The sequence below is a fragment of the Mesorhizobium sp. PAMC28654 genome (assembly GCF_020616515.1).
GTDB lineage: Bacteria > Pseudomonadota > Alphaproteobacteria > Rhizobiales > Rhizobiaceae > Mesorhizobium.
Window position 1 is genome coordinate 802,613 of the sequence record NZ_CP085135.1, and the last position, 14,932, is coordinate 817,544.

15 protein-coding genes are annotated in these 14,932 nt (G+C 60.5%); 11 read left to right on the forward strand and 4 right to left on the reverse strand.

Features of this window, described 5'->3' with window-relative positions:
- Positions 1 to 16 precede the first annotated feature (16 nt).
- Positions 17 to 838, reverse strand: a complete 822-nt coding sequence (locus LGH82_RS03930; protein WP_227347372.1) for an SDR family oxidoreductase — start codon at positions 836 to 838, stop codon at positions 17 to 19.
- A 241-nt stretch (positions 839 to 1,079) separates the two neighbouring features.
- Here LGH82_RS03930 and LGH82_RS03935 point away from each other — a divergent pair, with 241 nt between their 5' ends.
- The 7 genes from LGH82_RS03935 to LGH82_RS03965 all read left to right on the forward strand — a co-directional run bounded on the left by LGH82_RS03935 (position 1,080) and on the right by LGH82_RS03965 (position 6,527).
- Positions 1,080 to 2,114, forward strand: a complete 1,035-nt coding sequence (locus LGH82_RS03935; RefSeq protein WP_227347373.1) for a cysteine synthase A — start codon at positions 1,080 to 1,082, stop codon at positions 2,112 to 2,114.
- A complete protein-coding gene (locus tag LGH82_RS03940) occupies positions 2,114 to 2,857 on the forward strand; it encodes an alanyl-tRNA editing protein (RefSeq protein WP_227347374.1) in 744 nt (247 codons plus the stop codon). Before LGH82_RS03935 ends, LGH82_RS03940 begins: the two co-directional genes overlap by 1 nt.
- Before the next feature lie 93 nt (positions 2,858 to 2,950).
- Positions 2,951 to 3,802 (forward strand): 3-mercaptopyruvate sulfurtransferase, encoded by an 852-nt coding sequence (gene sseA / locus LGH82_RS03945; protein WP_227347375.1) that lies wholly within the window; start codon positions 2,951 to 2,953, stop codon positions 3,800 to 3,802.
- Positions 3,803 to 3,807: 5 nt separating this feature from the next.
- Positions 3,808 to 4,371 (forward strand): GNAT family N-acetyltransferase, encoded by a 564-nt coding sequence (locus LGH82_RS03950; RefSeq protein WP_227347376.1) that lies wholly within the window; start codon positions 3,808 to 3,810, stop codon positions 4,369 to 4,371.
- 90 nt (positions 4,372 to 4,461) lie between these two features.
- Positions 4,462 to 5,019, forward strand: coding sequence for an OmpA family protein (locus tag LGH82_RS03955; RefSeq protein WP_227347377.1), 558 nt, complete (start codon positions 4,462 to 4,464; stop codon positions 5,017 to 5,019).
- A gap of 128 nt (positions 5,020 to 5,147) precedes the next feature.
- Positions 5,148 to 5,954: a 4-hydroxy-tetrahydrodipicolinate reductase gene (dapB, locus tag LGH82_RS03960; RefSeq protein WP_227347378.1), complete on the forward strand. Its 807-nt coding sequence runs from the start codon at positions 5,148 to 5,150 to the stop codon at positions 5,952 to 5,954.
- A gap of 105 nt (positions 5,955 to 6,059) precedes the next feature.
- Positions 6,060 to 6,527 carry a DUF1203 domain-containing protein gene (locus LGH82_RS03965; protein WP_227347379.1) on the forward strand — a complete coding sequence of 156 codons (468 nt, stop codon included), beginning with the start codon at positions 6,060 to 6,062 and terminating at the stop codon, positions 6,525 to 6,527.
- A 222-nt stretch (positions 6,528 to 6,749) separates the two neighbouring features.
- On the opposite strand, the gene LGH82_RS03970 is transcribed toward LGH82_RS03965, so the two are convergent.
- Complete coding sequence (locus LGH82_RS03970; protein ID WP_227347380.1) at positions 6,750 to 8,042, reverse strand: outer membrane protein; 1,293 nt, start codon at positions 8,040 to 8,042, stop codon at positions 6,750 to 6,752.
- A gap of 200 nt (positions 8,043 to 8,242) precedes the next feature.
- On the reverse strand, positions 8,243 to 9,358 hold the full coding sequence (ald, locus tag LGH82_RS03975) for an alanine dehydrogenase (protein ID WP_227347381.1): 1,116 nt from the start codon (positions 9,356 to 9,358) through the stop codon (positions 8,243 to 8,245).
- 157 nt (positions 9,359 to 9,515) lie between these two features.
- On the opposite strand from ald, the gene LGH82_RS03980 reads away from it, so the two are divergent.
- Positions 9,516 to 9,989, forward strand: coding sequence for an Lrp/AsnC family transcriptional regulator (locus LGH82_RS03980; RefSeq protein WP_127851891.1), 474 nt, complete (start codon positions 9,516 to 9,518; stop codon positions 9,987 to 9,989).
- A 224-nt stretch (positions 9,990 to 10,213) separates the two neighbouring features.
- The gene (locus LGH82_RS03985; RefSeq protein ID WP_227347382.1) at positions 10,214 to 10,417 is read left to right on the forward strand and encodes a hypothetical protein; all 204 of its coding nucleotides are present in this window, start codon (positions 10,214 to 10,216) and stop codon (positions 10,415 to 10,417) included.
- Between the two features lie 181 nt (positions 10,418 to 10,598).
- On the opposite strand, the gene LGH82_RS03990 is transcribed toward LGH82_RS03985, so the two are convergent.
- On the reverse strand, positions 10,599 to 11,249 hold the full coding sequence (locus LGH82_RS03990) for a 5-formyltetrahydrofolate cyclo-ligase (RefSeq protein ID WP_227347383.1): 651 nt from the start codon (positions 11,247 to 11,249) through the stop codon (positions 10,599 to 10,601).
- Between the two features lie 164 nt (positions 11,250 to 11,413).
- Between LGH82_RS03990 and LGH82_RS03995 the strand changes: the two genes are divergently transcribed.
- Both LGH82_RS03995 and LGH82_RS04000 read left to right on the forward strand, forming a co-directional pair.
- Positions 11,414 to 12,679 (forward strand): NAD(P)/FAD-dependent oxidoreductase, encoded by a 1,266-nt coding sequence (locus LGH82_RS03995; protein WP_227347384.1) that lies wholly within the window; start codon positions 11,414 to 11,416, stop codon positions 12,677 to 12,679.
- A 163-nt stretch (positions 12,680 to 12,842) separates the two neighbouring features.
- Entirely contained in the window at positions 12,843 to 14,822 is a 1,980-nt protein-coding gene (locus LGH82_RS04000) for a bifunctional 2',3'-cyclic-nucleotide 2'-phosphodiesterase/3'-nucleotidase (protein WP_227347385.1), read from the forward strand.
- The last annotated feature ends 110 nt before the right edge of the window (positions 14,823 to 14,932 follow it).

Below are 14,932 nucleotides of genomic sequence, written 5' to 3' on the forward strand. Positions count from 1 at the left end.
CCCTTTGTGACAAGGCTTATTTGCTCGGCGGCTTGCGATCGAAATTCAGCGGCCGCGCTTGCCAGTGCGTTGTCGTGTTGATGAACCATCGACAAAACGGCCTTGGCAGCAGGCTGATGAATTTGAGCCCCCAGCTCAATCGGCGCGGGAAGGTGACTTCGAAGCCGCCGGACTTGATGCCGCGCGCCATACGGCGCGAGGCGCGGTTGACCGGCATCAGACCGGGCATCGGCAGCAGGTTTTTTTCGGTCAGGGCCGTGTCGACAAAGCCGGGGTTCATCACCTGGACGCGGATGTTCATCTTGTCGAAATCGTATTTCAGCGACTCGGCCAGGATGTTGATCGCGGCCTTGGTGCCGCCATAGGCCGCCGTCGTCGGCCAGCCGAAATAGGCCGTGACCGAACCAACGAGGACGATGTGGCCGCGTGCGCGCACGCGCATATATTCCACGAGCGGGACCAGGCCGTTGATGATGCCGAAATAGTTGACCTCGAAGGATTTGCGAAAATTGCCGACGGTCAGGTCCTCACCCGGGGTCGCCAGGTAGTTTCCGGCATTGAAAACCGCCAGAACGATAGGCCCGAGGTCCTTCTCGATTGCCGCGACCGTCTTTGCCATGCGCAACTCGTCGGTCACGTCGCAGGGATAGGCCACGACGCGGCCGGGCATCTGCGCCGTCTCGACGATAAGCGTATCGATCGGGTCTTCGTCGAGCGCGGTCACCGCCACCATGTAGCCTTGGGCTGCAAGATCCTTGGCCAGCGAGCGGCCTATCCCGCTGCTGCCGCCGGTAATCCAGGCAATGCCGTCCTTGGGGTTGGCCCGATAGAGTGTCATGCTACGCCCTGCAAAACTGATCCGTAGTGCTCTAGCGCATCGCCCAGCGAATCGGAATCGATTTTCGGAAGGCACGATGTCCGGATTTGAGCTGTAGGGGCATGCTTTGCGGCATCCAAATGGACGGATGTCGGTCCGGCGGTGAACAGGCCTTCGAAATGCGACTGTGCCAGGCAAAATCTTGCCTTGAAACCGAAGCGTCGGGTTTCTAGGGTTTCGCCGCACGCACAAAGGAATCCAAATGCCTCGTTCTGTGATCGACGCGATCGGCAACACCCCTCTGATCCGCCTCAACAAAGCTTCGGAAGAAACCGGCTGCGAGATCCTCGGCAAGGCCGAATTCATGAACCCCGGACAGTCCGTCAAGGACCGTGCTGGTCTCTTCATCATCCGTGACGCCGAACAGCGCGGTTTGCTCAAGCCCGGTGGTGTTATCGTCGAAGGGACGGCCGGCAACACCGGCATTGGGCTCACGCTCGTCGCCAAGGCGCTCGGTTATCGCACGGTTATCGTCATCCCCGACACGCAGAGCCAGGAAAAGAAGGACACGATCAAATTGCTCGGCGCCGAACTCATCGAGGTGCCTGCCGTGCCCTACAAGAACCCCAACAACTACGTGAAACTGTCGGGTCGGCTGGCCGAGCAGTTGGCGAAGTCGGAACCGAACGGCGCCATCTGGGCCAACCAGTTCGACAACGTTGCCAACCGCGATGGCCATATCCGCACAACGGCGGAAGAGATATGGAACCAGACCGGTGGCAAGGTCGACGGTTTTGTCTCCGCGGTCGGCTCCGGCGGCACGTTGGCCGGAGTAGCCTTCGGGCTAAAGGCCAAGAGCAAGAATGTGAAGATCGCGCTCGCCGATCCGCTTGGAGCCGCGCTCTACAGCTTCTACACCAGCGGTGAACTGAAATCCGAGGGCAGTTCGATCACCGAGGGCATCGGGCAGGGGCGGATCACCGCTAATCTTGAAGGGTTCACGCCGGACTTCTCGTTCCAGATACCGGACGAGGACGCGCTGCCGATCGTCTTCGACCTGATCCAGGAGGAAGGCCTCTGTGTCGGCGGTTCGACCGGCATCAACATCGCCGGCGCGATCCGGTTGGCCAGGGAGTTGGGCCCGGGCCATACCATCGTGACCATCCTGTGCGACTACGGCACGCGTTATCAGTCCAAGCTGTTCAACCCGGAGTTCCTGCGTGAGAAGCACCTGCCTGTGCCAGGCTGGATGGAACAGCGCAGCACCATATCGGTGCCGTTCGAGAAGGTCGCGTGATGGTGCACAAGACGGAAACGCTGTTTCGCGATGATGCCTATCTGCGGACGGCCGAGGCGAAGGTCGTCGCCATCAATGACCGCGGTGGCATCATCCTCGACCGGACGATCTTCTACGCGACATCAGGCGGGCAGCCGGGCGATACTGGTTACCTCGAGCGCGCCGACGGCAGCCATATCGCCATTGCCGCCACCATCACCGGTGAGACCAAGGAAGAGATCATCCATGTTCCGGCGCCGGAACAGGCCGCGCCAACCATTGGCGAGCATGTGAAACTCGCCATCGACTGGGAGCGCCGCCATCTTCTGATGCGCATGCACGCGGCCTGCCACTTGCTCACCGTGGTCTGTCCTTTCCCGATCACCGGCGCCTCCGTCGCCGAGGACGATAGCCGCGTCGATTTCGACATTCCGGATGTGAGCTTCACCAAGGAAGACGTAACGGCAGGGTTGATGGAACTGGTGCGGGCCGACCATCCGATCTTTACCCGGCTGATCAGCGACGAGGAATTGGCGGCCAATCCAGGCTTGGTCAAATCCAAGAATGTCCGGCCGCCGGTCGGCACAGGCAAGATCCGCCTCGTCTGCATCGGTGAGAACGCTTCGGTCGACAGCCAGCCTTGCGGCGGCACCCATGTGAAGAGCACCGGCGAGGTCGGTGAGATTCATATTGGCAAGATCGAGAAGAAGGGCCGCGAAAACCGGCGCTTTCGCATACGCTTTGGTCCGATGCCCGCTGCCTAGGCCCAGATCCCGAAACGTGGAAATCGGTTCGGAAAAAGATCATGGTCAAATAGTAGGCAGGCAAGCGTCACCAAGCCAAGCAGGAGACACAGAATGGCCGAAGACAGTCCTTTCACCGTCGACGCGGATTGGTTGCAGCAGCGTCTGGGCGAGCCGGGCCTGACGATTATCGACGCGTCCTGGTATCTGCCGGCGCAGAAGCGCAATGCACGGGCCGAATATGACGCAGCGCATATTCCGGGTGCGCGTTTCCTTGATCAGGATGCGGTGTCGGATCCGGATTCCGTTCTGCCGCATACGCTGCCGTCGCCACGGCATTTTTCGCGGTATGTCGGGTCCATGGGAGTTTCGGCGGACGATACCATCATCGTCTATGACGGTCCGGGCTTCTTCTCGGCGCCGCGGGCGTGGTGGATGTTCCGGGCGATGGGCGTTTTCCAGACCTATGTTCTGGACGGCGGCATTGATGGCTGGAAAGCGGCGGGTCGGCCGGTAACGGCCGAACCAACGAAGATGGCGCCGAGCGTGTTCCATGCCGATTTCGACGCTGGTCGCGTCGCCAGCCTCGCCGACATGCGCCGCGTCGTCGAGACGAAGGAGAGCCAGATCGCCGATGCCCGGGGATCTGGCCGCTTTACCGGCACGGAGCCTGAACCCCGCGCCGGTGTCCGGTCGGGTCATATGCCGGGCGCGCGCAATCTGCCCTATTCGGCGCTTTCGGAAAACGGCAAGCTGTTGCCGAAAGAGCGTTTGCGCGAAGTGATCGAAGGAGCCGGCATCGATTTGTCCAAACCCGTCATCACGTCGTGTGGTTCCGGCATTACAGCCGCGGTGATCACGCTGGCCCTGGAGACGCTTGGCCATACGCAGAACAGGCTCTATGACGGCTCATGGACGGAATGGGGCGGGCTATCCGACACACCCGTGGTCACCGGCAAGGAATGACGGCGATGGAAAACGGAACGCGGGAAGACATTGATGTCACGGTGACGTTTCTCGAGATGCATATGCCTCCGGCCTATTCCCCACCCGCACCGTATAACCGTCAGATCGCCCTGCTGAGGACCAAGGACATTCCGTTGCATTTCTATCGCTATTTGATGGATCGGGTGGGACGCAAGTGGCACTGGGTCAATGTGCTGAGACTAAGCGACGATGAGCTTTCAGCCGGCATCCATCGCGAGGATCGCGATATCAGGGTGCTCTATCTCGATGGCGCGCCGGTCGGCTTCTTCGATCTCAAGCCACACCTGCCAGAGGAGGTGGAACTTGCCTATTTCGGCATGATGGAGCATGCGACTGGACAGGGGATCGGTCGTTGGTTCCTTGGATCGGCGATCGCCGCTGCGTGGTCTTACGGGCCGAAGCGGGTGACGGTTCAGACTTGCACGCTCGATCACCCAGCGGCCTTGCCGCTCTATCAGAAGCTTGGTTTTGCACCTGTGGCACAAAAGAAGGAGGTGGTGCACCCGCTGCCTTTCCTCGAGCGCTCGGCCAGCGTGATGCGGCCGTGATTTTCGCGCGAAGCTGAACCATCCGTTCATCGGCGCTTCAGACTGCTTTTGGCATGTAGCCGGCATCAACGATGCCGAGGAGACAAAGACATGCTGACCCGCCGTACACTTGCCGCCGCGCTGATCGCGGCGATTGCCATGCCGAGCCTTGCCGCTGCCCAGGCCACCACGCCTTCGGCCGCGACGATCGAGCGCAAACTTGAGGCCGCCCCGCGCGTAAAACTGCGGCCGGACGAGCGCGTCACCATCCGCGAATTCAAGCGGCGCCCGGATCTGCGGCGCATGGCCCGTTCGATCGATATCCAGTCGATCAATTTCGCTTTCGGCTCAGCGGCCATTTCGCCGTCGCAATACGGCAAGATCGAGAACATCGCCGACGCGCTCCAGCGCATCCTGCGCCGCGATCCCGGCGCTCGCGTGCTGATCGAAGGCCACACCGACGCGGTCGGCTCGTTCCAGTCGAACCAGATCTTGTCGGAACAGCGTGCCGCCTCGCTGAAGCGCACCTTGGTGCGGGAATTCGGTGTGCCGGCCTACGCGCTTGAAACCGTTGGCTACGGCGAGGAGTTCCTGCTCGTACAGACGCAGAACGAGAACTGGCAGAATCGCCGGGTGACGTTGCGCCGATTCGACGATTTCATCCGATAGTCGCGGAGCGATACTTGGGACTTGACGGTCCCTGACGGGAATTCGGATCAGAAGAGCCTGGCTTGAATGAGCCGGGCTCTTTCCATATCGCTGGCCGTTCAAGGCAATGGCGAGCAAAGGACCGGACGATGACGATACGGGTGGTTATGGCCGGTGCGACCGGCTGGGTCGGCAAGGCGTTGATTCCGGCGATCGCCGAGCAAGCCGACATGAAACTGATCGGCGCGGTTTCACGTAGCGCGGCGGGACAGGACGCGGGAGCGGTCGTTGGCGGCCCCGCGAACGGCGTGACGATCTCCTCCTCGCTGACCGAGGCGCTGGCAACGGCATCCGACGTGTTGGTTGACTACACCAAGCCAGATGTCGTGAAGGATCACGCTCTGCTGGCGATCTCCAAGGGCAGGCATGTGGTGATTGGCACGTCAGGGCTGGGTGCTGCCGACTATGCCGAAATCGATGCCGCGGCCCGCGCCAATCGTGTCGGCGTGGTTGCTGCGGGCAATTTCTCGATCACCGCTACACTGATGAAACGCTTCGCGCTGGTGGCGGCGAAATTCGTGCCGGATGTCGAAATCATCGACTATGCCAGCGCCGGCAAGCCCGACGCGCCGTCGGGCACTGCTCGCGAGCTTGCTGAAGCCTTGGCGGAGGTCCGCCAAGCGTCGACGGCGCGGCCGGTTTCAAAGGTCTCGGGTGTGCCCGGTACACGCGGTGCGGCAGTGGGCGAGGGAAAGGGGGTACAGGTGCACGCACTGCGCCTGCCGTCCTACATCCTCTCCTGCGAGGTGTTGTTCGGCTTGCCCGACGAGAGGCTAACCATCCGTCACGACGCCGGCTCATCCGCGGCTCCCTACGTGGCCGGCACGTTGCTCGCCATCCGCCGGGTGCGGGAGATCACCGGGCTGGTGCGCGGGCTCGACGCTTTGCTGGATTAGATGCGATCGACGAGTGCCGCATCATTCTCGTCTGACTGGCGGGAATCGGGTGGGCACGGTTCGTCGCCGCGAATAATTTCCGGACAATGAAACCGGAGATTCAGCATGACCATCCAGTTCAAAGCCTTGCCGACCGAAGATGCAAGGGCGCTGCAACACGGCGCGCCCGATGCCTATGGCCGGATCCCCGAGCGCAAGATTTCCGACGGCGACGGCGTGCCTTGCCGTCACTGCCTCAAGCATGTCGCCGCGGGCGAAGAGTATCTCGTCCTGGCCTATAGGCCGTTCCCGGACCTTCAGCCCTACGCTGAAACGGGCCCGATCTTCATGCATGCGCGGGAATGCGAGCGCGCTGCTGAAACCGAAGCACTGCCTGAAATGCTGGAAAGCACCGACTATATCGTGCGCGGCTATGGCAGGGACGACCGCATCGTCTATGGCAGCGGCGGCGTCATCCCGACAGGTGCCATCGCCGCCCGGGCGGAGGCCTTGTTCGAACGCGACGACATCGCCTATGTCCATGTCCGCTCGGCGCGAAACAATTGCTATCAGTGCAGGATTGAGCGCGCCTGACCGAAACGCCATCCTGCCAACTGTGTTGTCGTACTGCTGTAACACTCTCGCGCTAGACAGGGATTGTCGATAGATTTGCCGACCGCGGATGGACCGGCGGGAAATCTCGACAACCGAGGAAGCGGGGCTTTGGCTCCGCTTTTTTGTTGTTGGTTGACGTTTCGCGCAAGAAAAAGCCCGCCGGCTTTGGCCGACGGGCTGAGACTGTTTGCCGGAAGGCTTCTAGTTGAACTTGTACTTCGCGCCGATCCGGACCGTATGGAAGGACGGTGTGGAGGTGAGCGTATCGCCAGGCGCGCCGATATCCGAAGAGAAATCCTTCTTGGCGAACTGCGAATAGCGGTATTCGAGACCGACCGTCACGTTGTTGGACAAGGCCGTTTCCAGACCGCCACCCACCGAGAAGCCGCTGGAACCCCAGTCCAGGATGTCGCCAATCGGCGCTGAGGCTTTCAGGTCAAAATGCTGCCAGCTGTAACCACCGAGCACATAGGCCAAAGTCGATTCGTTGACCTTCATGCCGACGCGGCCGAGCACGTCAAAGCCGTAGTCGGTATCGAGATTAACCGAAGTGCCAAAGAGATCCAGCTTCGACGTCATACCGGAATAACGGGCATCGACCATGACGCCTGCCACCCAGTTGCCGAAGTCATGATCGTAGCCTACGTTCAATTCGCCGAACACGCCTTCGCCACCAAGGCCATTGAATTTCAAGTCGGCGAACGGCGGAACATTGATCTGCTGTACCGACGCACCGGCACCACCCGCGCCACCGATGTAGAAGCCGGTCCAGTTGTAAGCAGGCGCTTCAAAGGCCGCGGCACCGCCATTCTGGGCGCCAAAACGATAGTTGGCCGCGACTTGGAAAGTGTGCCGCGACGTGTCCGTGTTGAGGATGCCGTCCGGCACGCCAAAATCAGAAAGAATATTCGCGGTGCTAAAGCGCGTATAGCGATACTCGGTCTTGATCGTCCAATTGCTGTTGATCGCCGTTTCGACACCAGCTCCGACAAAATAGCCGCTCTGGCTCCAATCGAAACCAAAACCGGCGTTCGTGTCGAGTTTGTACTTCTGCCAGGAGTAGCCGCCAAGCACATAGCCCAGCGTGTTCGGCGTGAAGAGATAGCCTGCACGCAAGCCGGCGTCGAAGCCGTAAGTCTCCTGGATGGAGGCGTTGAAGCCGGCTATATCCAGCGTGGTTTCGATATTGCCGACATGGGCGTCCAGCAGTCCGCCAAGCAGGAAGCGCTGCGAAACCATATAGTCGTAGCCAACGGTTGCTTCACCGTAGACGCCTTCGCCACCAATTCCATTCAGAGATATTGGAATAACGTCGCTGCCAAGCTCATGAACATTGGCGCCGGCACCAACGCCGAAGCCTATATAGACACCACTCCAATTAAAGCCTGACGACTCGACCGGCTGTACAACATCAGCGGCATGAGCGACCGACATAAGTGCCATGGCCGAGACAGCGCCAAGCAAGATAGATTTCGCGGACGTGCGAATTAACATAGTCAAACCCCCAATTAACAACCCAGGCGTGTCCTATCTGGGTGTATTATTTAGCTATGATAAAAATGCAACAGTGATACGCAAAGTGCCAATCGATCAGACTTGCGCACGGAAAAGCAGGCCCGCCATTTGCTGGCTAAGAAAAAACCCGCCGGAATGATCCGGCGGGTGAGACAGGAGGAAACTCGTTTTACGTGGAATCAGGCAGCCAGGACTGCCTTGGGCTCGACCAGTTCATAGCCGAGCGCTTCCGCTACTGCGCGATTGGTGATCTTGCCTTTGTGGACATTGAGGCCATTGCGCAGGTGATGGTCGTCGATCAGTGCCTTCAGGCCCTTGTCGGCGAGTTGCAAACCATAGTGCAGCGTCGCGTTGTTGAGCGCATGCGCCGAAGTGACGGGCACGGCACCAGGCATGTTGGCGACGCAGTAGTGGATGACGCCGTCGACCTCATAGGTCGGGTCGGCATGGGTGGTGGCGTGCGACGTCTCGAAGCAACCGCCCTGGTCGATGGCGACGTCTACCAGAACCGAGCCTTTCTTCATGCCCGACAGCATTTCGCGAGAAACCAGTTTCGGGGCGGCGGCACCCGGGATCAACACGGCGCCGATGACGATATCGGCCGAGAAGCACTCTTCTTCCAAAGCCTCGACAGTCGAGTAGCGGGTGTGGACGCGGCCGCCAAAAATGTCATCGAGTTGGCGCAGGCGCGGGATCGAGCGGTCGATGATGGTAACGTCGGCGCCAAGGCCGGCCGCCATCCTGGCGGCATGCAGGCCGACGACACCGCCGCCAAGCACCGTGACCTTGCCGGGCAGCACGCCGGGCACGCCGCCGAGCAGCACGCCGCGGCCGCCATTGGCCTTCTGCAGTGCGGTGGCGCCAGCCTGGATCGACAAGCGACCAGCAACTTCGGACATCGGCGCCAGCAGCGGCAGGCCGCCGCGATCATCGGTCACGGTTTCGTAGGCGATCGCCGTCACGCCGGAAGCCAGCAGGCCCTTGGTCTGTTCCGGATCTGGAGCCAGATGGAGATAGGTATAGAGGATCTGGCCGTCGCGGAGCTGAACCCACTCGTTGGGCTGCGGCTCCTTGACCTTGACGATCATGTCCGACTTGGCAAACACGTCGGCGGCGGTCTTGGCGATGGTCGCGCCGGCGGCGCGATAGGCATTGTCGTCGGCGCCAATGCCGGCGCCGGCGCCCGTCTCGACCAGAACTTCATGGCCGTGGGCGACATATTCGCGGACCGAGCCCGGCGTCAGGCCGACACGGTATTCGTGATTCTTGATTTCCCGAGGACAACCGACGCGCATTTTCTTCTCCTGATCAGACCCCTTTGGGGCTCGCTCCCTGAATTGGTTGAGTGAACCACGAATCGCGGCGCAAGTGTTTGCGAATGCGCTTGCGCCCGAAGGGTTGGTTCGATAATCCTTGCGCCGAAATACAGGATTATCGAAGGAATCGCGAAAAATGCCGCTCGACAGGATCGATATCGCCATTCTGGAGACGTTGCAGAAGGATGGGCGGATACCAAACGCGGCGCTTGCCGAAAAGGTTGGACTGTCGCAATCGGCCTGTTCGCGGCGGTTGGACAATCTGGAGAAATCCGGAACCATTCGAGGCTATCACGCCCGGCTTTCCAATGCAGCCCTTGGCCACCAAATGACGGCGATCGTGCACATATCGCTGTCAGGCCAATTCGAGAAGACGCTGTCGGATTTCGAGGCGGCGATCAAGCGCTGCCCGAACGTTCTCTCCTGCCACCTGATGTCAGGTGAATACGACTATATCCTGCGCATAGCGGCGAAGGACCTTGTGGACTACGAGCGCATTCACAAGGAGTGGCTGTCGGCCATGCCGCATGTGACCAAGATTAACTCGTCCTTCGCGCTGCGCGAGATCGTCGATCGGACGGCCATGGGGATGAAGCCGGAACTGGCTTAACGCCAAAGGCACACCCGGACGTCCTTCCCAATATAGCATGCGCCTACGCGGCGAAGTTCTCCCCAATCTCCCGGTTCACCGTGAGTTGCGCGAATGTCCGAGTTCCCATAACCGTCCCAAACATCACCGTCCTTGTAGACAACCGCCCAGTAATCTTCGGACATTTCACCAGCCCCACTATGCGTATCAGGGTAGTCGATGCCTGCAAAAACTTGCCGAGGGCCTTGGATATTAAAATCGCCACCCTTCTCGATTTGATAGGAGCATTTTCCGGATATGCGGGTCTGCCCGTCAACAACAAGCAGGCAACGGCCCCATTTGTAACCGCTCGGCAAACGATGCAGTGGTTGCGCATGGGAAGGCGAAAAGGAAAACGCGACAGCAAGGGCAGCCACTATAGTTCGTCCGATCATCTTGTGATCCGTTGAGACGCAGCCAATCCAAAAGCGACCGGACACTGTTGGATCCGCCCAGAGCGCATGTCGAAACGGTCCTCCGCAACATGGTTGGCTTGAGGTCATGTTATTTGTCGACCAAGTCGGATTTTTTGTCACCTGACATTTGCGCTGCCGCGCGGCGGAAATATGGACAATTTTCTGAAACAGGCTCTTAGGCCTCGGTGACTATCCGATCCATCGGGATATCGTGCGGTTGCGGATAGATTGTGGCGATGCGCTGCAGTTCGTAACCGACGCCGATGACCAGCGGCTTGAAGGGCATTGCGGCCAGCGTGCGGTCGAAGAAGCCGCCGCCATAGCCAAGGCGATAGTTTGCCGGATCAATACCGACGATCGGCGAGATAACGATGTCGGGCAGTACCGGATCGCCCTCGGCCGGGATCGGGATGTTCCAGATGCCTTTTTCCAGCCGGTCGCCGGATTTGTAGGCGCGGAAGATCAGCGGTTGCCCTTTCTCCACGACGATGGGCAGCGCTGTGCGGCCACCGCGCTCATTGACGGATGCCATCCATGGCCGCAAATCCGGCTCACCGCGAAACGGCCAGTAAAGACTGACCATGCGACCACTGATCTCGCTGATGATCGCGTCGAGCCCTTCGGCAATACGCTGAGACATCGCCGTTCGGGCATCGGCTGAAACCGCCAGCCGCGCCGCGATCAGCCGTTCCCGCTCGGCCTTGCGCCAGCGCCTCACATCGGTCCAGTCGGATAGCGGCACCCGGAATTCCGGATCGAGCTCATGCATGAAGCAAGGCGGCGAGACATACTGCGCCGGACCTTGGTCGTCATGATCGTTGGCCATGCGTCACCTCATAGTGTGTTCGATGACGCTATACCTCGCGATACGATATAACTTGTGCATTCACGACATGGGACGGCGAGTCCCGGGTACTGTCCTTCTGTTGTTGCATTGCACAAAAATACCTACATCCGGGGCAGGCGATCTTCCAATCGGGGGTGAATGAAATGAACCAAGCCAGTCATCACATCGTTGTTGTCGGCGCGGGTTTTGGCGGCCTTGAATTCACCCGCGCGCTTGGTGGCGCACCGGTTCGCATCACCATGATCGACAAGCGCAACCATCACCTGTTTCAGCCGCTGCTCTATCAGGTCGCGACCACCGCGCTCGCGACCTCGGAGATCGCCTGGCCGATCCGCCATCTCCTTCGCAGGCGCAAGGACGTGACGACACTGCTTGCCAATGTCGTCGGCGTCGATCGCGCAGGCAAGCGGGTGCTGCTCGACGACGGCAGTGCGGTCGCCTACGACACGCTGCTACTCGCCACCGGCGCCCGCCATGCCTATTTCGGCCATGACGAATGGGAGCCTTTCGCGCCCGGCTTAAAGACATTGGAGGATGCCACTACCGTTCGCCGGCGCATCCTGATGGCCTTCGAGCAGGCCGAACGGGAGAGCGACCCCGCCAAGCGTCAGGCACTGCTTACGCTGGCAATCATTGGTGGCGGTCCAACCGGTGTGGAACTCGCGGGAACCATCGTCGAACTGGCTCACGAAACGCTGCGAGGCGAATTCCGCAATATCGATACACGAGATGCGCGCGTCGTGCTGATCGAGGCTGGCGACCGCATCCTCGCCAACTTCGCACCGGAGCTTTCCGACTATGCCCGCAAGGCGCTCGAGCGACTTGGCGTAACGGTCGAACTCGGTCAGGCGGTGACGCGCTGCGACGCCGAAGGCGTCGTCTTCGGCGAAACGCATCTGCCGGCGAGGACGATCCTGTGGGCGGCGGGAGTCGCGGCCTCGCCCGCCGCCGAATGGCTGGGAGCAGCGGCGGATCGGGCGGGCAGGGTGCTTGTCGAGCCCGACCTGACCGTGCCTGGCAGCCCGGATATCTTTGTCGTTGGTGACGCGGCGCATGTCCTGCGCCCGGACGGCCGGCCCGTGCCGGGCGTTGCACCCGCCGCCAAGCAACAAGGCCGCCATGTCGCCGCCACCATCAAGGCCCGGCTTGCCGGCGACATGGACAAACGGCCTTTCCGCTACAGGCACGACGGTGATCTGGCGACGATCGGGAAGCGTGCCGCCGCGATCGATCTCGGCTGGATCAAGCTCACCGGCTGGCCGGCCTGGTGGCTGTGGGGCCTCGCCCATATCTATTTCCTGATCGGGTTCCGCAACCGGCTTGCGGTTTCGCTTAGCTGGCTATGGATATACGCGACGGGTCAGCGCAGCGCGCGCCTGATCACCCAAGGTGACGACGACAAGGGCTGACCTTGCCCCCTGTGCGATCTCCGCAAGCCTTCATCGGCGCGTCATCTCTTGCTGATGGACTGTCCTTCCCTGCAAAGTGTCACTCTTCTTGATGGACTCGAGGGGATTTCGGCGCGAAGCTTTGCTTAGGGCAGGACTTGTGATGTCGAAGAAGGAGAAAACAATGTCCCAACTGCTCCATCCCGTCTCCCGCCGCGGTTTTCTCGCCGGCGCTGCCGCCACAGGGGCGCTGGTCATGCTTCATCCGTTCTCGGCTCGCGCGCAAGGCAACCAGGCGCATCTGCGGATCATGGAGACGACCGACATCCATGTGAATGTGCTGCCCTATGATTACTACGCCGACAAAGCAAACGACACGATGGGACTGTCGCGCACGGCGTCGCTGATCGACGCGGTGCGCAAGGAGGCCACCAACGCGATGCTGATCGACAATGGCGATCTCCTGCAGGGCAATCCGATGGGCGACTACATCGCCTATGAGAAGGGCATGAAGGAGGGCGACCTTCACCCGATCATGAAGGGCATGAACCTGCTTGGCTACGAATGCTCGACGCTGGGCAACCACGAGTTCAACTACGGCTTGTCGTTCATGGACAAGGTGCTCGCCGGCGCCAATTTTCCATTCGTGTGCGCCAACTTGATCCGTGGCACCACGCTTGCCTCGAACCCACGCGACGACAAGCTCTACCTCAAGCCCTATGTCATTCTGGAGAAGAAGATCAAGGATGGTTCGGGCGCCGAGAAGCCGATCAAGATCGGCATTATCGGCTTCGTGCCGCCGCAGATCATGGTCTGGGATCTGAAAAATCTCGACGGCAACGTCAGGACGCGCGACATCGTCGAGGCGGCCAGGGCGTGGGTGCCACAGATGAAAGAGGAGGGCGCTGATATCGTGATCGCGCTCTCTCATTCCGGCATCGACGTGAAGCAGGGCGACATGATGGAGAACGCATCGTTCTTCGTGGCCGGCGTCGACGGCATCGACGCCGTATTCACCGGTCATCAGCATCTTGTCTTTCCGGGCAAGAAGGATTTTCAGGCGCTCGATGGCGTCGATACGCAAAAGGGTACGCTGCAAGGCAAGCCCGCGGTCATGGGCGGCTTCTGGGGCTCGCATATGGGCCTGATCGACCTGATGCTGGAGCGCGACGGTTCAAAATGGCGGGTCGCCTCGGCGACCTCCGAGGCGCGGCCGATTTTCGAGCGGGTCGACAACAAGAACAAACCGACGGTCGAGGACGACAAGCGCATCATTGCAGCACTCGAGCAGGATCACCAGGCAACGCTGGCCTATGTGCGCCGTCCCGTCGGCAAGACATCCGCCCCGCTCTATTCCTATTTCGCCCTGGTCGCCGATGATCCCTCGGTGCAAGTCGTCAGCCAGGCGCAGACCTGGTACCTCAAGGACATCCTCAAGAACACGCAGTGGAAAGATGTGCCGCTGCTGTCGGCGGCCGCCCCTTTCAAGGCGGGTGGGCGCAATGGCGCCGACTACTATACCGACGTTCCGGTTGGCGATATCGCCATCAAGAACGTCGCCGATCTCTATCTTTATCCGAACACCGTGCGCGCCGTCGAAATCACCGGAGCGCAGATCAAGGAATGGCTGGAAATGTCGGCCGGCATCTTTAACAGGATCGAGCCGGGCAAGGCAGACCAGCCACTCATCAACACCGAATTCCCGTCCTACAACTTCGACGTCATCGACGGTGTCACCTACAGGATCGACCTGTCGCAGCCGCCGAAATACGACGCCAAGGGTGGCGCGGCGAATGCCGGCTCTAACCGCATCGTCGACCTGATGTTCGACGGCAAGCCAATTGATCCCGCACAGAAATTCGTCGTCGCGACCAACAATTACCGGGCCGGGGGTGGTGGCAATTTCCCCGACATCAATGCCTCGAAGATTATCTACGAGGCGCCAGACACCAACCGCGACGTGATCGTGCGCTACATCGTGAGCCAAGGCACGATAAACCCATCGGCGGACGACAATTGGTCGTTTGCACCATTGCCCGGAACCAGCGTGGTGTTCGAGACCGGCGCCAAGGCCAAGGATTTCATCGCGGAGGTCAAGACGCTCAAGATCGAACCGGCGGGCGAAGGCGAGGCGGGGTTTGCCAAGTACCGGATTCTTCTTTGAGAAAAGGCCCAAGAACACGAGTGCCGGATCCTGGACGCAGGCAGAAAAGACGGCCCCAATGGAGCCGTCTGAAAGGATCGATATCAGGTGCCTAGTTCGCTGGCATCGGC